This window comes from uncultured Sphaerotilus sp., assembly GCF_963924895.1.
Lineage (GTDB): Bacteria > Pseudomonadota > Gammaproteobacteria > Burkholderiales > Burkholderiaceae_C > Sphaerotilus.
In genome coordinates, this window is sequence record NZ_CAWURG010000040.1 from 1 (window position 1) to 17,802 (window position 17,802).

The window sequence follows — 17,802 nt, forward strand, 5'->3', positions numbered from 1 at the left end:
TGGAATGAGGCGGTGGACTTGCTGCGAGTGCGGGGCGAAACACCACCGCGACGTGAACGCAGCCAAGAACATCGCCGCGCGCGGGCATGCGCGTCTCGCAGGAGGAATCCCCGTCCTTTAGGGCGGGGAGGATGTCAAAGACTCGGTACCGTCACTTTGAAGGAGATCCCGTCATGAAGATTCTAGTTGCCGTTGATGGAAGTGAATTCACCCGCCGGATGGTGGCCTACTGGGCGGCGCACGACGAATGGCTCGGGCCGCAGCACAGCTACACCGTGCTCACGGTGGTGCCGCCGATTCCGCCGCGGGCGGCGGCAGTGCTCGACCGCGAGTTACTGCATTCGTATTACGCGGACGAGGGCGAGAAGGTGTTCCACCCGATGCGCGCCTTCCTGGACAAGCAGGGGCTGCAGGCGACCTTCCTGAGCAAGACCGGCCACATCGCTGACACCATCAGCAAGACCGCGACCGAAGGGCATTTCGACCTGCTGATGATGGGGTCGCACGGCCATGGGGAGCTGGCCAATCTGGTGCTCGGATCGGTGGCCACGCGGGTGATGGCGCACTGCAAGACGCCGGTGCTGCTGGTGCGCTGACGCGGCACACCAGCCTGCCGGGTCAGCGTCAGCGCTTGCCGGTGGGCGCCTTGGCGGGCGCCGGGCGGGCTGCGGGGCGGGTCGCGGACTCGCCTAGCGGGTCCATGCTCATGTCCAGGCCGAAGGCGGTGCCGTAGTCGGCGAAGTCCTCGGCCTTGCGCCGTGCTGCGGCGCGTTGGGACCGGCCTGCGAACCAGGTCGACCAGTGGAACCAGCTGCTCAGAGTGCGTCGTTCGGCCATCATTGTCATGCTCCCGCTGCCGGCCCGGGTACCCTCATCCCCCGCGCCTCTCCCAGAGGTTCCAGGCCATGTCGCGGGCCGCCGTGGTCATTCACGTTGCGGGCCGGCCCGTCCCGAATCGACACGAAAACGCGCTTGCGTGTGCAATTGCGCGTGTGCCAGAACCGGGAAACCTGTAGCTCTTGCGACACAGTGTAGCGATCGGTCCGTGACTTCCAGCTGCATATAACCCCTCTCGTCACTCCGGGCGTGCAGGATGTCCGCATTGCTGCGGCGAATCAGCGACATGAGGGAATCCGGCAATCCAGCGGTGGTGAGCGACGAGGTCACGAACTCGCTGGCCACCACGGGGGTCTGTGGATCGTCCGGTCGAGCGCGCAGCAGCGCGGCGACATGGCGGTGCACATCGCCACCGAGGAACACCACGTTCTCCAGCTGGTGGCTGGCAATGAGGTCGAGGAGCCGCGCGCGCGACGCCGGGTAGCCATCCCAGCCGTCGGTGTAGACCAGCTTCTTGCCGTCCGGGCCGGGCACGCCCCACGGGCTCACCTGCGTGGCCTGACCGATCAGCTTCCAGCGGCCGGTGGCGCTGCGCAGTCCGTCCTGCAGCCAGTGTTCCTGGTCGGCACCCAGCATCGTGCCGCGGTCATCGGCGAGGGCGCGGCAGTGCCAGCGCACATGGCCGCCCGCCACATCCCGGCCATTGCAGACCTGCGGGCTGCGGTACTGCCGCCCGTCGAGCATCCAGAGGTCCGCCAGCCGCCCCCAGCGGAAGCGGTCGTGCATGCGCACACCCGTCGCACCCGGCAACTGGTCCGGGGCGAGCGGCAGGTGCTCGAAATACGCTTGGTAGGCCGCGGTGCGCAACTGCAGGAACTCCTGCGGCGAGCCGTCGTCCACGTCGCCGAGTGCGCCGGCGTAGTCGTTGCGCACCTCGTGGTCGTCCCAGGCGAGGATCCACGGATGGGCGGCGTGGCAGGCCTGCAGATCCGGGTCGCGCTTGTAGGTCACGTAGCGGGCGCGGAATTGGTCCAGTGTGCAGGGCTCCTCCGCCTCGTGCGTGCGCATGCGAAAGCGCGGGTTGCTGGAGTCGTAGATGTAGTCCCCGACGAAGACTACGGCGTCCAGATCCTGCTGGGCGATCTCCCGGTGCGCCGTGAACCAGCCCTGCTCGTAGTGTTGGCACGAAGCCAGCGCCAGGCGCAGCCGGTCGACCTGGGCGTCTTCGTCCGGGGCGGTGCGGGTGCGGCCGACCGGGCTGACCGCGCTGCCGGCCAGAAAGCGGTAGCAGTAGCGCCGCGCCGGCTGCAGGTGCTCCACCAGCACCCGCACGCTGTGCGCCTGGGCGGGATCGGCCAGCACGGTGCCGCTGCGGACAATGTGGGCGAAGGAGTCGTCGTCCGCCACCTGCCAGGTGATCGGGATCAGCGCCGGCGGCAGTGCGGCAGCGGCTTGTCCAGGGTCGGCCACCAGCCGTGTCCACAGGACCACGCTGCGCGGGCGCGGCTGGCCGCTGGCGACACCGAGCGCGAACGGATCGCTCTCGAAGCGCGGATTGGGGATGCGCGTCAGGCTGGCATTCGGGGCGGACAGCACCCGCTGTGCGGCCAGCAGCGCGGCCCAGCGGGTCAGGCGGGCGAGGGTGGAACGACGGGACAAGGGCATGGAGCAAGGGGGCGATTTCAGGGCAGGCATGGGCGCGCTGACGCGAATCTTCCATTTTGTACGAGGCTGAAATTCGTTCGAATTTGTTTGAAATTGGGCGGTGATGGGATCAAATCACGTCAGATCGGCCAATTCGCGCGCCGCGATTGTCTGGGAGCAGATTTGTGATGGATTACCAAATTAACTTCCACCGTCGTGGGGATGTGCGCGGGGGGGTGGGTTCCGTACAGTACGAACCAGTTGCTGTCACGCGGTGTTTTGGAAGTAAAGAAATCTGAAGCCGGCGAGACGCGAGTTCGGACACAAAAATCATCGAACCCGCTCCCGGTGCCCAGTTCCCAACGGCGTTCCTCACGGAGCGTCTATCGACCCACCCCTAACCGGGTGGGTTTTTTTTGTCCATTGTTTGCCGAAGGTGCCCGACCAGTGCGAGCACCGTGCGCGGCACATGCGGGCTGTATGGGCGCAAGGCGTACAGATGCCCCCCGAAGGCGCCCACGCTGCGCCAGTCCGGCAGTACTTCCACCACATCGCCCGCCGCCAGTGCCGCCTCGGCGCTGAAGTCCGGCAGCAGTGCGATGCCCAGCCCGGCCGTGGCCGCCTCGCGCAGCACCTCGCTGTTGTTGGCGCTGAACGGCCCGCGCACGGCCACCGTCACATGGCTAGCCTGTGCCCCTGCCGCGGCCTGCACTTCGCGGAACTGCCAGGTTGGCGCGTCGCCGGGGCGGATGTAGTGCAGGCAGTCGTGCTGCGCCAGCTCGGACGGGTGCTGCGGCGTGCCGCGTTCGGCCAGATAGGCGCGCGTGGCCACCAGCACCGCGCGCGTGTCCGCCAGCCGCCACGCCACGTGCGTCTCCGGCGGGTGCTCGGTGTGGCGGATCGCCAGATCGAAGCCCTCCTGCGCCAGCGACGTGAGCCGGTCCGACAGATTCAGCTCCAGCCGCACCTCCGGGTACGCGCGCAGGAAGGCCGGCAGGTGCGGCACCACCGTCTGCCGCCCCAGCGCCACCGGCATCGTCACGCGCAGCAGGCCGCGGGGCTGCGCCGCCAGATCCTTGACGCCCGAAAACCCGCGCTCGATCTGCTCGAAGGCGCTGCGGGTGCTGTCCACGAGCTGCTGCCCCGCTTCGGTCAGGCGCACGCTGCGGGTCGTGCGTTGCACCAGCGGCACGCCCGCGGCGCGCTCCAGCTCGCTGATGCGCTGGCTCATCGCCGCCTTGCTCACGCCCAGCCGTTGCGCGGCGGCGGTGTAGCTGCCCAGGTCGCCCAGCACGGTGAGCCAGTGGACGTGGGACCAGAGGTGGTCGACGCGGCGGGTGTCCATCGGGGGCTTTCGTTGGTCCGGCGTTGGTCCGGCTTTGTTCCGGGTTTCTGCGGAGGATTGTTCGTCTGGCTGAACAGTGTATCCAGCGGCCCGGTCTGGTCATGCGCCGGGTGTGTGCCTAGACTGCGCTGCATCCTGTCCAGAACACCCGCCGGAGACCCCCTCATGACCCAGCCCTACACCGACACCCGCGACATCGGCCACTACATCCATGGCGAGCGCGTCGCCAGCACCAGCGGCCGCTCGCAAGCCGTCTACAACCCCGCCACCGGCGCTGTCGCCCGGCAGGTCGCGCTGGCCAGCGTGGACGAGGTAAACGCCGCCGTCGCGTCGGCCAAGGCGGCGTTCCCCGCGTGGTCCGAGACGCCGCCGATCCGCCGCGCGCGGGTGATGAACAACTTCCTCGCGCTGCTGAACGAACACCGCGACGCACTCGCCGCGATGATCACCGCCGAACACGGCAAGGTCTTCACCGACGCGATCGGCGAAGTCAGCCGCGGCATCGACATCGTCGAGTTCGCCTGCGGCATCCCGCAGTTGCTGAAGGGCGACTACACCGACCAGGTCTCGACCGGCATCGACAACTGGACGATGCGCCAGTCGCTGGGCGTGGTGGCCGGCATCACGCCGTTCAATTTCCCGTGCATGGTGCCGTGCTGGATGTTCCCGGTGGCGATCGCCTGCGGCAACAGCTTCATCCTCAAGCCGAGCGAGCGTGACCCGAGTGCCAGCCTGTTCATGGCCGAGCTGCTGAAGAAGGCCGGGTTGCCGGATGGCGTGTTCAACGTCGTGCAGGGCGACAAGCTCGCGGTGGACACGCTGCTGACGCACCCGGACGTGAAGGCGGTCAGCTTTGTCGGCTCGACGCCGATCGCGCAGTACATCTACGAGACGGGCGCGCACCACGGCAAGCGCGTGCAGGCGCTCGGCGGCGCGAAGAACCACATGGTCGTGATGCCCGATGCGGACGTCGATCAGGTGGTGGACGCGCTGATCGGCGCGGCGTATGGCTCGGCGGGCGAGCGGTGCATGGCGATCTCGGTGGCGGTGCTGGTGGGCGACATCGCCGACAAGGTCGTGCCGCTGGTGGCCGAGCGTGCCAAGGCGCTGAAGATCAAGAACGGCATGGAACTCGACGCCGAGATGGGGCCGATCGTCACGGCGGTGGCGCGGGACCGGATCGAGGGCTACATCGGCATCGGGGTGGAGGAGGGCGCGCAGCTCGTCGTCGATGGGCGCGGCTTCCGGGCGGCGGGGTTCGAGGACGGGTTCTGGACTGGCGGCACGCTGTTCGACCATGTCACGCCCGAGATGCGCATCTACAAGGAAGAGATCTTCGGCCCGGTGCTGGCCTGCGTGCGCGTGGCCGATTTCGCCACGGCGGTCGATCTGGTCAACGCCCACGAGTTCGGGAATGGGGTGGCCTGCTACACCAGCGACGGCGGTGTGGCCCGCGAGTTCGCGCGGCGCATCCAGGTGGGCATGGTCGGCATCAACGTGCCGATCCCGGTGCCGATGGCGTGGCACGGGTTTGGCGGCTGGAAGAAGAGCCTGTTTGGCGACATGCACGCTTATGGGGAAGAGGGCGTGCGGTTCTATACCAAGCAGAAGTCGGTGATGCAGCGGTGGCCGGCGAGTATCGCGAAGGGTGCTGAATTCGTGATGCCGACGGCGAAGTGATGCGCGGGCGGTAGCGCTGGCGAGTGGGTCGGCGCTGACAAGGCGGCCGAGGGGCGTGGGCTCCTCGGCCGTTTTTGCGTTTTCGTGATGAAATTCGCGATTTGGGGTGATGTTGCCGATGGGCGAAGGGGCTGCGCACCGGCACCATGGAGGCTTACTGATGGCGTACTCGGTTACGTTGTCAGGGCAGGCTTTCAGGCAATCCATACGGGAGTGAAATCATGCAGGGCAGAGAAAAACATCAATGCAGAAAACGACTTGGGTGCCGGATTGGCGCTGAGTTAGATGTCAGCTGCCAAGTTAGACAGCAGGGCCGTGAGGTCTAAAGTACGATAGCCGTTGTAACTGTCGCCACATCGTACTTGGCCTTAACACAGGTCTCCTATTCCTTCGACAACAGGATATATTAACAATGAACGCTGATGAAATGCCACTGAACAAGACTATCACGGTTGCGCAAACCGAAATATTCAGAGCTACTGCAACAAGAATTTCTAGCGAAATTGCTGAACTCATCTACTACGATCAATCCACAAATGATGAAACCTTGAAATTCCACGCGCGCATCGATGGAGAATCGAGCGCCCTTGTCTCATTCGACAAGGTCTATTGGAGTTTTGAGATAAACGGTCGTCCAGCTACAGAAGCAGATATGCAAGATATAACTAGAAAGGTCGGATTGTCAATTGAAGTAAATGCCGCCAGCCGCAAGATTAGCGTCAAGACGAACTAAGTATTCGCATCTGTGTAGCAAGACCAAACAGCGCCGCCTATCCATTCGCTCAACCGGACCCATTGCGGCAGGCGGCCAAAGGTCCGCCATTTAATTGTGGGATTTTAGCCAAATGCCGCAACGGTTCGATTAACTAAAACGTTGGGCCTTATAACCCGCTATTCACCGCTGATCATGAAGAGAAAAATTTCACTTGCGTACTTGATGATTACGCTGAGCATCGCAGTGAACGCTGCTCCTCTTCTGGAGGATACGGTGGTTATGGTTGTTCCAGCCAATCCGCGAATTGGCAATGAAGGTAATATTCGGGATTATTCCCATATTGATATATCTGGTGACATCAAGCGCGGAGCAGCAGAAAAACTTCAAAAAGCCATACCAGAAGCTCGTCGGATCGCCAGTACATTCAACTTCGATGGGACTCCGGTAGTCAGAGTGATACTTCAATCGCCCGGTGGCGAAGTGATGGAAGCAATGAGGCTTGGCGAAATATTACGACGCAATGCCGTTGAAGTCTGGGTGCTTCCTGGTTCAGCATGTAACTCTGCATGTGTATTCGTGCTATCCGGCGGAACCAGTCGGGTCGTTTCGCTTGGTGCGAAGATAGGAATACATCGCCCGTACTTTATCCCTGAGGAGTTCGCGCGCTTGTCCTATGGACAGTCGCAAAATTCCTACCGTAAGCTAGCAGACCTCGCTCGCATATACCTGCGAGATATGGGGATAGACGATCTGCTTTTTACAGAAATGATGCGCGTCGAGAGTCGAAAGATGAACTACATTTCCCAAGAGTTTGTAGAGGCGGTTGGCCTAGACGGCAACGATCCAGCATACCAAGAATGGCAGCGGGCTCGGGACATTCAGGCTGCGGGAAAGAACGAGATTGAAAGTATCGAGAAATACACGGATTGTGTTAGCTCTGGGGAAGACGAGAAAAAGTGCAAGCGATTTCTTTCGAAGCGGTAATTTAACGAAGACTACTCCATCATTCCAGCGGATAGCCTTCTGCTGCCGCTGAGTTAAACGGTATGAGCCATGCATCGGACACGATTCAACGAGCATCGGCCGCAGACCATGAAAAACCCCAAATCCCGCTTGCCCCTAGCCGCCACCATCGCCCTCGGCCTAGCCTCCCGAAAATACCCAGCCCTATTCCCCGCCATCTTCGAGAAATACCCCGGCGACGCCCTCTGGGCACAAATGGTGTACTGGCTCGTCGCCTTCGTGTCGCCCACCGCGTCCGTGGTCAAGGTCGCGCTGACGGCGCTGGTGATCTCGACTGCGGACGAGTGCAGCCAGTTCTACCAGGCGCCGTGGATCAACGCCATCCGCGCGACCACCCCGGGCCACCTCGTGCTCGGCTCGGCGTTTTCGTGGGGCGACATCGTGGCGTACACGGTCGGCATCGCGCTGGTGGCGCCGCTGGATCGGTGGCTGCTGGTGCGCAAGGTCTGACGGGTTGCCAGCACGTCCGGCCCTGCCATACTGGACGCCTCGTCATCTGCCGCCAACGGGAGATCGCCACATGCCTGCCACCCCTCACGCCATCCCGGTTCAAGAAGCCCAAGGCCAGCTCGTGCAGTTGGTGGAGCGCGTGCGTGCCGCGCACGAGTCGGTGACGCTGCTGGGGCAGCATGGGCAGCCGGTGGCCCGGCTGGTGCCGCTGGACCGTCCTCGTGTCCGCTTGGGGCTCGCAGCCGGGCGCTACGTGATCCCTGATCCTTCGGACGAACTGGATGCCGTCATCGCGCGGGAGTTCGACGCCTAAGGCATCTGCTTGGTGCGCCCCGGATCAAACCCCGGTCACATTCGGGTGGGCCTTCAACCATTCTCGAAGCGCATTGTTCATCCGCGTCTGCCAGCCGGCCCCGGTCTCCTTGAACGCCTCCAGAATGTCGGCATCCAGGCGGATGTTCACATGCGCCTTGGGCTTGTCCAACGCTGGCCTGCCGCGCTTGGGCTGGAGCATTTCCTTGGCGACGGATGCTCCCAGCAAGTCGCCCAGCACCTCGGACGCCGGACGCGCCTTGGCAAACCACTCGTCGGTGGCCTCGGGCGCGTCAAGGTCCAGTTGTTCAGGATTCGGTTTGCGCGGCATAGCGGTTCCTTTCTCTCTGGTTCGCCCGGCGCGGGCTTTTGGCGGAATCGTAGTCCAATCGCATCAAATTTTTGTACCCACACTAATTCCCCTCAGCCGATGACCGCCCGCTCCGCCACCCTCGCCGACCTCGACCGCATCGCCCCCCTGTTCGACGCCTACCGCCAGTTCTACGAACAACCCGCCGACCTCGCCACCGCGACGCAGTTCCTCCGCGACCGCCTGACCCGCGGCGAGTCGCAGATCCTGCTGGCCGAGGACGGCGCGGGCCAGGCGATCGGCTTCTGCCAGCTCTACCCGGTGTTCTGCTCGATCGCGGCGCAGCCGATCTACCTGCTGTCGGACCTGTTCGTGACACCCGCCGCGCGCCGCAGTGGGGCAGGGCGGGCGCTGCTGCTGGCGGCGGAGCTGCTCTCGGCCGAACACGGCAAGCTCCGCATGGAGCTGACCACCGCCCGCACCAACCACACCGCACAGGCCGCCTACGCCGCGCTCGGCTGGGAGCGGGACGAGGTCTATCTCACCTATACCCGCCAGATCGGCATCCCCACCGAGATGGTCGCGGATACGCACTCCGTGACGGAACTCAAAGGGCTGTTCGGCACGCCAACCTGCAGCGTGTCGATCGAAGAGATGAACCAGGACATCGTGGCCCGTGGAGCCTTGGGCGGACGATGACCTTCGATGTGGGCGCGTCGAAGGCGGCAGGCATGGTGCTGATCCGCGTGCCTTGACTGGACCGCCGGCAGGGCTGGGTGGGCGACAATGCCCCTCAACTCTCCGAAAGATCCCATGAGCGCGAAGAAGACCGACCTGGTCAAACACCTGGCCCGCAAGCTGGACGGCAAGATGAAAACGGCCGGCGTGCCCCCGCGGTTCGCCCAAGGCTCGGCCGATGCCAATGCGGCCGCCCGCCGTGTCGAACGCGCCGAAAACGCCGCCCCCAAGCTGGTGTCCGTCGCCTGCCGCCTGCCGGCCGATCTGGTCAACCAGATGCGCGAGCGCGCACTGACGCAGGAAGGCGGCGTCAACGCCGTGGTGGCGCTGGCCCTGGCGCAGTGGCTGGAGACGGCGCCCGCCGCCTGACGCCACGGGGTCTGGCCCGGTGGCCATGACGGGCCGCCCGCTCGGTTCGCCACCGCACAGACCCCCGCCCACCCTGGGCGTTAGCGTGGACTCCACAGCCGACGGGTCGAACGGACACCGCCGGCTGAACAGGAGCAACGCGATGGACATGAATCTGCACTTGCACCGAGTTCTGGGGCTGTACCGGACCCGGCCGGCCGCCGAAGCGGTGGTCGCCCAACTGGCGCGGCACGGCATTCCGCAGGACAAGGTGGTACTCCACGAACCGGGACACCCCACGGCGACACCCCCGGCGGCGGCCGGCAGCGACGGTGTGCTGGAAAACGTGCTGAAGGATGGCGCCGTCGGCACCGTGGTGGGCTCGATCGCTGGCGCGATCGGCAGTGCCGCGATGGTCGCTGCCAACGCCAGTCTGCTGGTCGCCAGCCCCCTCCTGGCGCCGCTGGTCATGGTCGGCTGGGGCGCCGGCATCGGCGGCCTGGTGGGCGCGGCCATCGGCGCGGAAGGCCAGGCGGATGACGATGTGCCCGACCAGGTGCGGGCCGGACTCGTCAGCGGACACATCGTGCTGGTCGCACACACCGACGGCGAGGCCCAGACCGCACGCGCCCATCAGGTCATCGGCGAATCGATGGGCCAATCCTTTCCTCTTCCCGGGAGCACCTCATGAGCATCGGCACCATCCTCCTCATCGTCCTGATCCTCATGCTGATCGGCGCCATCCCGAGCTGGCCACACAGCCGCGGCTGGGGCTACGGGCCCAGCGGCGGGATCGGCCTGATCGTGCTCATCCTCGTCGTGCTGCTGTTGATGGGCAGGATCTGACCGGATCCCCGGTCAGGACAGAACGCGGATCAGACCCGGCGCTGGGCCAGGTGGTCCTTCATCTTCGACAGCGCCACGGCCATCGCCAGACCACCCAGGGTCTTCACCAGACCCGGGTGCTCGGCGTAGAAGTTGGCCAGCTTGTCGGCAATGCCCGGCTCGACCTGATTCGCCTGCGCGACGATCGCCTCGGTTTCCTGCGGCGAGAGCTGCGAAGCTTGGGCGGGCGTGATCTGGGTGTTGCCCGGGCCGAGCACACGGCCGAGTGCACCACCGGCCAGCGCGGCCGCGGCGGCCGGGCCGAGCGTGGCCAGGATCTGGTTCAACATGCCGGCTTGCTGCGAGCCGGACGAGCCACCAAACAGCTGGCCGACCATCGCGCCGATGTCCGGCGTCTGGTCGGAACGGAAGGCGCTGGCCAGCCCCTGGGCGAGCAGGTCCGACGGCGCCGCCTGGGCCACCTGGTCGAATTGCTGATTGCTGACGTTGTTGCTGCCGGTGGCCTGGGCCAGGATGTCCATGAGGTTCATGCGGAGACTCCGAAGGGCGTGTGGGGAGAGGGTGTCAGCGGGTGACGCGGTTGTAGACGAACAGCAGCGCGATGGCGCCGATCACCGAGGCGATGAAGCCGGCGATCTGGCCGGCCGGGTACAGCCCCAGCGCCTGCCCGATGTAGCTCGCGGCCACCGAGCCCGCGATGCCGAGCACCGAGGTCATGATGAAGCCCCCGGGCGCCTTGCCCGAGGTGAGCGACTTGGCGATCAGACCGGCGACAAAGCCGATCAGGATGGTCCAGACGAGATGCATCATGGTGCGAAAGTCCTCTGCAGCAGCAAGCCCGGATCGGGCCTTTTCCGATTGGATCGTAGCGGTTCCATGCGGAATTCGTCACGACTTTTGGCTGGGCTCTGCGCGTTTCCTGCAGTGGGCTCAGGGTTTGCCTAGACCGCTGTCTGCGGGATTTGGGTCTACATTGAATCGTGCAAAACAGAACGACCGTACTTTTTTGTTGTGCGGCTCTCTCTTCTCAGGAAACACCATGGTCATGATTCGACGCATTCAATTCGGGCTGTCCACCGTGCTGCTGGCCGTGCTGGCCGCGTGCGGTGGCGGTGATGACACCCCCACCATCGCCGCCAAGGTGCCCGTCACCAGCCTGCGCGTCATGGGCGACAGCCTGGCCGACGTCGGCACCTTCGGCATCAAGTTCACCATCCAGGGCAACGACACCTACCCCGAGCGTGTCTCTACCGCCTACAACCTGGGCAAGGGCTGCAACTTCTTCGCCTTCGACGGCACCACGTTCGCGGCGAACACGGCGGCCAAGAACTGCACCAACTACGCCATCGGCGGCGCGGTCATCAACCCGACGGCCAGCGGCTACGCGGCGGCTGATCCGCGGGGTCTGGCGGTGCAGTTTGCCGCGGCCACGGCGGCGGGCAACTACGGCGCCGGTGACCTGCTGCTGGTGGACGGCGGCGGCAATGACGCGGCCGCGCTGGTCGGCGCCTACCTGGCGGCGGCGACGGACAGCGGCGCCAGCTACCTCGCGCTGCTCGGCACCTTGCTGACCCCCGCGCAGGTGACGGCCGCAGCGTCCGGCGGCGCGACCGGCCTGGCGGCGGCGGGCAGCACCTACATGTCCGCGCTGGCCGACAGCTTCTACAACACGATGAAGACCAGCGCGCTGGACAAGGGCGCCCAGCGCATCGCCTTGCTGAACATGCCGGGCATCACCAACACGCCGCGCTTCCAGATGGTGCTGGACAGCATCGCCGCGGCCAGCGGAGGCGGCACCGCAGGCGCCACCGCCCGGGCGCAGAGCGAAGCCCTGTTCAACAGCTGGACGGTGGCCTTCAACTCGCGTCTGGCGGCGAACGTCGCGGGCAACAGCAAGGTGGTGCTGGTCGACTTCTACACGGCCTTCAACAACCAGATCGCCAACCCGGCGACCTACGGCCTGACGAACGTCAAGACCCCGGCTTGTCCCATCGCCGGGGTGGGCACCGACAAGCTGCCGAGCTACACCTTCGCCACCTGCACCGACGCGACGCTGGCCGCCACCACCCCGCCCGCGGGCGGCACGGCCGACTGGTACAAGACCTACGCCTTCTCCGACGGCTTCCACCCGACCCCCGCGGGCCACCAGCTGCTGGCCACGGAAATCACCAAGGCGCTCACCGCCGCCGGCTGGCTCTGACGCCAGTTCAGGGTGCCTCGCTCGCGATGCGCCCTGAACCGGTCGCCGCATGGCTGACCCAGATCGTTGGCGGCTCGCCTTCCGGCGAGCGGTAGGCGGCCTCGATCGCCGCTTGCACACCGGCGATGCGCGCATCCGGCAGCAGCACGACGATGCAGCCGCCGAAGCCGCCGCCCGTCATGCGCGCACCCCCCTCGTGCCCGACGGCGGCCTGCGCGATCGCCACCAGCCGGTCCACGGCCGGATGGGTGATCTCGAAATCGTCGCGCATCGAGGCGTGTGACGCCGCCATCAGCTCACCCAGCCGCACCAGATCGCCCGCGGCCAGCGCGGCGGCGGCGTCCACCGTGCGCACGTTCTCGGTGACGATGTGGCGGGCGCGGCGGTAGACGACCTCGTCCAGATCGCCGCGGTCGCGTTCGAGCCGCACCAGATCCACATCGCGCAGCGCCGGCACGCCGTAGTGCCGCGCCGCCGCCTCGCACTGGGTGCGGCGGGTGTTGTACTCGCTGCCCACCAGCCCGCGCCGGACCCGCGAGTGCACGATCACCACGGCCACCGACTCCGGCAGGTGCACCGCCTGCCCGGACAGGCTGCGGCAGTCGATCAGCAGCGCGTGCCCGGCCTCGGCGCGGGCAGAAATGAGCTGGTCCATGATCCCGCAGTTCACGCCGACGAAGCGGTTCTCGGCGCGCTGGGCGATCAGCGCGAGATCGGTCTGGCTGACGCCGTCCGTGTCACCCAGGCCAAGCAGCGCCTTGAACGCCTGACCAACTGCCACCTCCAGCGAAGCCGACGACGACAGCCCCGCGCCCTGCGGCACGTTGCCGGCGATGGCCAGGTCCGCGCCACGCAGCGACAGGCCGAGCGGCGCCAGGTGTTCGGCCAGCATCTTCACGGTGCCGCGCACGTAGTTGGCCCATTGCAGGTCCGGGTGGGGCGTGATCGGCGCGTCGAGGTCGAAGGTGTCGATCCCGTGGCCATAGTCAGCGGCCACGACGCGCACCTGCCGGTCCTCGCGCGCGGTCACGGCGATCACGGTGCGGTAGTCGATGGCGCAGGGCAGCACGAAGCCGTCGTTGTAGTCGGTGTGTTCGCCGATCAGGTTGACGCGGCCGGGGGCTTGCACCCAGAGGTCCGGGGCGCGACCGAAGGCGGACTGCAGCGCGTCGGCGGTGCGGGCGATCAGGGTGTCGGTCATGGGGAAGGAGGGGCTTGTCGGTAGTGGACGTCGCTGACGGCGCGCAGCTGCGCGGCCGCCTGCTCGGGCGTCAGGTCGCGCTGCGCTTCGGCCAGCATCTCGAAGCCGACCATGAACTTGCGCACGGTGGCCGAGCGCAGCAGCGGGGGATAGAAATGGGCGTGGAGCTGCCAGGGCGTGGTGCCGGCCTCGTCCGCGCCGAAGGGCGCGCCGTGCCAGCCCATCGAATACGGGAAGCTGCAGCGGAAGAGGTTGTCGTAGCGGCTGGTGAGCTTCTTGAGCGCGTCGGCCAGGTCGGCGCGCTGTTCAGCGGTCAACTGCGGCAGCCGCTGCACCGCGAAGCGCGGCAGCAGCAGCGTCTCGAACGGCCAGGTCGCCCAGTAGGGCACGACGGCCAGCCAGTGCGCCGTCTCGACCACCACCCGCTCGCCCGAGGCCGCCTCGCGCTCCACGTAGTCGAGCAGCATCGGCCGGCCGTGTGCCGCGAACCAGGCGCGCTGTTCGCGGTCTTCGGTGGCGGCCTCGTTGGGCAGGTAGTCGGTGGCCCAGATCTGGCCGTGCGGGTGCGGCTGCGAGCAGCCCATCAGCGCGCCCTTGTTCTCGAAGACCTGCACCCAGGGATAGGTCTGTCCAAGTTCAGCGCTCTGGTCGCACCAGGTGTCGACCACGCCACCGATCGCCGCCAGCGACAGCTCCGGCAGCGTGCGCCCGTGGTCTGGCGAAAAGCAGATCACCCGGCTCGTTCCCCGCGCTGGCGCGAGCTGGAACAGCGATCCGCCCGCCGCTGCATCCGGTACATCCCCCATCAGCGCCGCATGGTCATTCGTGAACACGAAGGTGCGCGTGTAATCGGGATTCACGTCTCCGCTGACCCGCGTGTTGCCGGCGCACAGATAACAGCCCGGATCGTGCGCCGGCAGCACCGCGTCGGACGCGGCTTCCTGCTGGCCCTGCCACGGCCGCTTGGCGCGGTGCGGCGAGACCAGCACCCACTGGCCGGTCAGCGGGTTGCGGCGGCGGTGGCTGTGTTCTGCGGGATCAAACATGTTCCATCCAGTCTCACGATGCATGCGGTTTCCGCCTGGCCGCGCACCCAGCCCCAGCAGACAGATTCCAGTTCGATAGTCGCCATGTACCGATTCTGGTAGTTGGGCAGCACCATCGTGGTCAGCGGCGGGTGGGTGTGGCGCGAGATTTCCTGGTTGTCGTCGCCCATGACCGACACGTCGTCCGGCACCTTCAGGCCGAGCTGCGCCAGCGCCTCCATCGCGCCGAGCGCCATCAGGTCGTTGGCGCAGAAGAGGGCGGTCGGCGGGTGGTCACGGCGGTGGGCTGGCGGTGGGCGTGGTCTCGATCGCCGATGGTACCCAAGCCGGCGACCCGACCCGGTAATCGTCGCTGATGATGGCTTGCGAATCATTTGTGATGACCACAGGGTTGGACGGCCGCGGTTGTGGCCCATCGATCTTGAGGCGACATAGACTCCCCGCATGACTGTTTCCGCTGTCCGAATCGCCGTGTCGCTGGCCTTGGTGTCGAGCGTGGGCAGCGCCCGCGCCGACGAAGTCCTCGTCGCCGTCGCCGCCAACTTCGCCACCCCGATGGCCCGCCTCGCCGACGCCTACACCGCCGCGACCGGCCACACGCTCAAGCTCGCCAGCGGCGCCACCGGCAAGTTCTACAGCCAGATCGTGGCCGGAGCGCCGTTCGAGGTGCTGCTGTCCGCGGACGACGAGACGCCGCGGCGCCTGATCGCCGAGGGACACGCGGTGGCGGGCAGCGCGTTCACCTACGCAGTCGGGCAACTCGTGCTGTGGAGCGCGACCCCCGGGCTCGTCGATGCGCAGGGGGCCGTGCTGGCGTCCGGCCGGTTCCAGAAGCTGGCGATCGCCAACCCGAAGACGGCGCCGTATGGCCGCGCCGCGGTGGAAGTGCTCGCCGCCCGCGGGCTGACGGCGGCGCTGGCTCCGAAGCTTGTCACCGGCGAATCGGTGGCTCAGACCTACCAGTTCATCGCCACCGGCAATGCCGAACTCGGCTTCGTCGCGCTGTCGCAGGTGAGTGCACCGGGCAAGGCACCGGCCGGGTCGATGTGGCGCGTGCCGGCGGCGCTGCACGCGCCGATCCGGCAGGACGCCGTGCTGCTGAAACCTGGCGTCGGCAAGCCAGCGGCTGCCGCGCTGATGCAATGGCTGCGCAGCGAGCCGGCGCAGGCGGTGATCCGGTCCTACGGCTACGAACGTGGCTGACGGTGGATGAGCGCCGCTGACTGGACCGCCGTCCGCCTGACCGCCACGCTCGCGGCGGTGACGACCGCGCTGCTGCTGCTGGTCGGCACACCGCTGGCGTGGTGGCTGGCGCGCACTGGCTCGCGGCTGAAGCCGCTGGTCGGCGCGCTGGTGACGCTGCCGCTGGTGCTGCCGCCGACGGTGCTGGGCTTCTATCTGCTGCTGCTGATGGGGCCGCAGGGCGCGGTCGGCCAGATGACCGAGGCGTTCGGGCTGGGGCGGCTGCCGTTCACCTTCGGCGGGCTGGTGGTGGCGTCGGTGCTGTATTCGCTGCCCTTTGTCGTGCAGCCGCTGCAGCAGGCCTTCGAGGCGATCCCCGAAGCGCTGCTCGAAGCCGCGGCCACGCTGCGCGCCGGGCCGTGGGACCGCTTTGTCTCGGTCGCGCTGCCGCTGGCCCGGCCGGGGCTGCTGACCGGCGCGGTGCTCGGCTTCGCGCACACGGTGGGCGAGTTCGGCGTGGTGCTGATGATCGGCGGCAACATCCCCGGCACGACCCGCGTGCTGTCGGTGGCCATCTACGACCATGTCGAAGCAGCCGAGTTCGCCGACGCGCACCGGCTCGCGGCGGGCATGGTGGCCTTCGCGCTGGTGGTGCTGGTGACGCTCTACGCGATCCAGCGCTCGGCGCGCGCCGCGGAGGCGCGGCGGTGATCGAGGCGCGGCTGACGCTGGCCCGGCGCGACTTCGCGCTGGATGTGGCGCTGGCGCTGCCCTCGCGCGGGGTCAGCGCGCTGTTCGGTCCGTCCGGCTGCGGCAAGACGACGCTGCTGCGCGCGCTGGCCGGACTGGAGCGGGCGACCGGACGGGTCGCGCTGAACGACCAGACCTGGCAGGACGACGCGGCCGGCGCCGACTTCGTGCCGACCCACCAGCGCCCGATCGGCTACGTGATCCAGGAGGCGGCGCTGTTCCCGCACCTCGACGTGCGCCGCAACCTCGACTACGGCCAGCGCCGCATCGCCCCTGCCGAGCGCCGCATCGCGCTGGACCAGGCGGTGGACCTGCTAGGCATCGGCGCGCTGATGGACCGCCGCCCCGCCACGCTCTCCGGCGGCGAGCGCCAGCGTGTGGCCATCGCCCGCGCACTGGCGACCAGCCCGCGGCTGCTGCTGATGGACGAGCCGCTGGCCGCGCTGGACGCTGCGCGCAAGGCCGAGATCCTGCCCTACCTTGAACGCCTGCACCGCGCGATGGCATTGCCCATCGTCTACGTGACCCATGCGCTGGATGAAGTGGCGCGGCTGGCCGACCACCTCGTGCTGCTGCAGTCCGGGCGCGTGCTGGCCGAGGGTGGCGTGGCGGATCTGTTCGCCCGCACCGACCTGCCGCTGGGCCGGCAGGACGAGGTGGGCGTCGTGCTGGAGGCGACCGTTGCGGCGCACGACCTTCCCTACGGCCTGACGCGCATCGCCGTGCCCGGCGGCAGCCTGTGGCTCGGCGCGGTCGAGCAGCCGCCGGGCACGCCGGTGCGGGTCCGCGTGCTGGCCCGCGACGTCAGCATCGCCCGCGAGGCGCCGCAGCACAGCAGCATCCTGAACGTGCTGCCGGTGACGCTGGAGCGGCTGGAGGCCGAGGGGCGCACGGTGCTGCTGCGCCTGCGCCTGGGGGAGGGGGATGCCTCGGCGGCGACCACGCTGCTGGCCCGCATCACCCGCCGCAGCGCCGACACGCTGGCGCTGCAGGCCGGCGACCGGCTCCACGCCCAGATCAAGGGTGTCGCCTTGATGGGCTGACGGCCTGTTGCGCCGCGGCTCCCGTTTCCCTCCTGCCTCCCCCGTGTTTTCCCTCGTTAGGGGCCTGTACCCGGGGAGACCGCGTTGACAGCCCGAAATCGATTGCGCTAAATTGCCTCCTGTCGCAAGTAA

The 17,802-nt window shown here is 67.1% G+C and carries 22 protein-coding genes and 2 pseudogenes; 15 read left to right on the forward strand and 9 right to left on the reverse strand.

Features of this window, described 5'->3' with window-relative positions:
• The first annotated feature begins 4 nt into the window (after positions 1–4).
• Both AABN02_RS14850 and AABN02_RS14855 read left to right on the forward strand, forming a co-directional pair.
• Positions 5–121 (forward strand): zinc ribbon domain-containing protein, encoded by a 117-nt coding sequence (locus AABN02_RS14850; RefSeq protein WP_338413229.1) that lies wholly within the window; start codon positions 5–7, stop codon positions 119–121.
• A gap of 52 nt (positions 122–173) precedes the next feature.
• The gene (locus AABN02_RS14855) at positions 174–596 is read left to right on the forward strand and encodes a universal stress protein (protein ID WP_338415708.1); all 423 of its coding nucleotides are present in this window, start codon (positions 174–176) and stop codon (positions 594–596) included.
• Between the two features lie 28 nt (positions 597–624).
• Here the strand turns inward: AABN02_RS14855 and AABN02_RS14860 are convergent, their stop codons facing one another.
• From AABN02_RS14860 to AABN02_RS14870, 3 genes are all read right to left on the reverse strand, one after another.
• Positions 625–837, reverse strand: a complete 213-nt coding sequence (locus AABN02_RS14860) for a hypothetical protein (protein WP_338415709.1) — start codon at positions 835–837, stop codon at positions 625–627.
• A gap of 87 nt (positions 838–924) precedes the next feature.
• Positions 925–2,502, reverse strand: coding sequence for an alkaline phosphatase D family protein (locus tag AABN02_RS14865; protein WP_338415710.1), 1,578 nt, complete (start codon positions 2,500–2,502; stop codon positions 925–927).
• Between the two features lie 376 nt (positions 2,503–2,878).
• Positions 2,879–3,826 carry a LysR family transcriptional regulator gene (locus tag AABN02_RS14870; protein ID WP_338415711.1) on the reverse strand — a complete coding sequence of 316 codons (948 nt, stop codon included), beginning with the start codon at positions 3,824–3,826 and terminating at the stop codon, positions 2,879–2,881.
• Between the two features lie 165 nt (positions 3,827–3,991).
• Here AABN02_RS14870 and AABN02_RS14875 point away from each other — a divergent pair, with 165 nt between their 5' ends.
• The 5 genes from AABN02_RS14875 (at position 3,992) to AABN02_RS14895 (ending at position 8,007) form a co-directional block, all read left to right on the forward strand.
• Positions 3,992–5,506, forward strand: a complete 1,515-nt coding sequence (locus tag AABN02_RS14875; RefSeq protein ID WP_338415712.1) for a CoA-acylating methylmalonate-semialdehyde dehydrogenase — start codon at positions 3,992–3,994, stop codon at positions 5,504–5,506.
• A 412-nt stretch (positions 5,507–5,918) separates the two neighbouring features.
• Complete coding sequence (locus tag AABN02_RS14880; RefSeq protein ID WP_338415713.1) at positions 5,919–6,239, forward strand: hypothetical protein; 321 nt, start codon at positions 5,919–5,921, stop codon at positions 6,237–6,239.
• Positions 6,240–6,443: 204 nt separating this feature from the next.
• Positions 6,444–7,205, forward strand: a complete 762-nt coding sequence (locus tag AABN02_RS14885) for a hypothetical protein (protein WP_338415714.1) — start codon at positions 6,444–6,446, stop codon at positions 7,203–7,205.
• Positions 7,206–7,313: 108 nt separating this feature from the next.
• Entirely contained in the window at positions 7,314–7,694 is a 381-nt protein-coding gene (locus AABN02_RS14890) for a DUF2809 domain-containing protein (protein WP_338415715.1), read from the forward strand.
• A gap of 70 nt (positions 7,695–7,764) precedes the next feature.
• Positions 7,765–8,007 (forward strand): type II toxin-antitoxin system prevent-host-death family antitoxin, encoded by a 243-nt coding sequence (locus tag AABN02_RS14895; RefSeq protein ID WP_338415716.1) that lies wholly within the window; start codon positions 7,765–7,767, stop codon positions 8,005–8,007.
• 24 nt (positions 8,008–8,031) lie between these two features.
• Here AABN02_RS14895 and AABN02_RS14900 read toward each other — a convergent pair whose 3' ends face one another.
• A complete protein-coding gene (locus AABN02_RS14900) occupies positions 8,032–8,337 on the reverse strand; it encodes a BrnA antitoxin family protein (RefSeq protein ID WP_338415717.1) in 306 nt (101 codons plus the stop codon).
• 99 nt (positions 8,338–8,436) lie between these two features.
• Between AABN02_RS14900 and AABN02_RS14905 the strand changes: the two are divergent.
• The 4 genes and pseudogenes from AABN02_RS14905 to AABN02_RS14920 form a co-directional block, all read left to right on the forward strand.
• Positions 8,437–8,877, forward strand: a pseudogene (locus AABN02_RS14905) (GNAT family N-acetyltransferase); the annotation flags it as partial.
• Between the two features lie 252 nt (positions 8,878–9,129).
• Positions 9,130–9,423 (forward strand): hypothetical protein, encoded by a 294-nt coding sequence (locus AABN02_RS14910; RefSeq protein WP_310462350.1) that lies wholly within the window; start codon positions 9,130–9,132, stop codon positions 9,421–9,423.
• A 142-nt stretch (positions 9,424–9,565) separates the two neighbouring features.
• Positions 9,566–10,093 carry a hypothetical protein gene (locus AABN02_RS14915; RefSeq protein WP_338415718.1) on the forward strand — a complete coding sequence of 176 codons (528 nt, stop codon included), beginning with the start codon at positions 9,566–9,568 and terminating at the stop codon, positions 10,091–10,093.
• On the forward strand, positions 10,090–10,248 hold the full coding sequence (locus tag AABN02_RS14920; protein ID WP_338415719.1) for a DUF3309 family protein: 159 nt from the start codon (positions 10,090–10,092) through the stop codon (positions 10,246–10,248). The genes AABN02_RS14915 and AABN02_RS14920 overlap by 4 nt, the downstream gene beginning before the upstream one ends.
• 29 nt (positions 10,249–10,277) lie before the next feature.
• Here AABN02_RS14920 and AABN02_RS14925 read toward each other — a convergent pair whose 3' ends face one another.
• Both AABN02_RS14925 and AABN02_RS14930 read right to left on the reverse strand, forming a co-directional pair.
• Positions 10,278–10,778: a hypothetical protein gene (locus tag AABN02_RS14925; protein ID WP_338415720.1), complete on the reverse strand. Its 501-nt coding sequence runs from the start codon at positions 10,776–10,778 to the stop codon at positions 10,278–10,280.
• 34 nt (positions 10,779–10,812) lie between these two features.
• Positions 10,813–11,055 carry a GlsB/YeaQ/YmgE family stress response membrane protein gene (locus tag AABN02_RS14930; RefSeq protein ID WP_338415743.1) on the reverse strand — a complete coding sequence of 81 codons (243 nt, stop codon included), beginning with the start codon at positions 11,053–11,055 and terminating at the stop codon, positions 10,813–10,815.
• A gap of 232 nt (positions 11,056–11,287) precedes the next feature.
• Between AABN02_RS14930 and AABN02_RS14935 the strand changes: the two genes are divergently transcribed.
• Positions 11,288–12,448 (forward strand): SGNH/GDSL hydrolase family protein, encoded by a 1,161-nt coding sequence (locus AABN02_RS14935; protein ID WP_338415721.1) that lies wholly within the window; start codon positions 11,288–11,290, stop codon positions 12,446–12,448.
• A gap of 7 nt (positions 12,449–12,455) precedes the next feature.
• On the opposite strand, the gene galK is transcribed toward AABN02_RS14935, so the two are convergent.
• The 3 genes and pseudogenes from galK to AABN02_RS14950 form a co-directional block, all read right to left on the reverse strand.
• Positions 12,456–13,649, reverse strand: coding sequence for a galactokinase (gene galK, locus AABN02_RS14940; RefSeq protein ID WP_338415722.1), 1,194 nt, complete (start codon positions 13,647–13,649; stop codon positions 12,456–12,458).
• Complete coding sequence (locus AABN02_RS14945; RefSeq protein WP_338415723.1) at positions 13,646–14,695, reverse strand: UDP-glucose--hexose-1-phosphate uridylyltransferase; 1,050 nt, start codon at positions 14,693–14,695, stop codon at positions 13,646–13,648. Before AABN02_RS14945 ends, galK begins: the two co-directional genes overlap by 4 nt.
• A gap of 95 nt (positions 14,696–14,790) precedes the next feature.
• A pseudogene (locus tag AABN02_RS14950) lies at positions 14,791–15,141 on the reverse strand (substrate-binding domain-containing protein); the annotation flags it as partial.
• Between AABN02_RS14950 and modA the strand changes: the two are divergent.
• The 3 genes from modA to modC are packed head-to-tail and all read left to right on the forward strand — an operon-like array spanning position 15,140 to position 17,670.
• On the forward strand, positions 15,140–15,898 hold the full coding sequence (modA, locus tag AABN02_RS14955) for a molybdate ABC transporter substrate-binding protein (protein WP_338415724.1): 759 nt from the start codon (positions 15,140–15,142) through the stop codon (positions 15,896–15,898). The pseudogene AABN02_RS14950 and the gene modA overlap by 2 nt on opposite strands.
• Positions 15,899–15,904: 6 nt before the next feature.
• Complete coding sequence (gene modB / locus AABN02_RS14960) at positions 15,905–16,588, forward strand: molybdate ABC transporter permease subunit (RefSeq protein WP_338415725.1); 684 nt, start codon at positions 15,905–15,907, stop codon at positions 16,586–16,588.
• Positions 16,585–17,670: a molybdenum ABC transporter ATP-binding protein gene (gene modC / locus AABN02_RS14965; protein ID WP_338415726.1), complete on the forward strand. Its 1,086-nt coding sequence runs from the start codon at positions 16,585–16,587 to the stop codon at positions 17,668–17,670. The genes modB and modC overlap by 4 nt, the downstream gene beginning before the upstream one ends.
• Positions 17,671–17,802 lie beyond the last annotated feature (132 nt).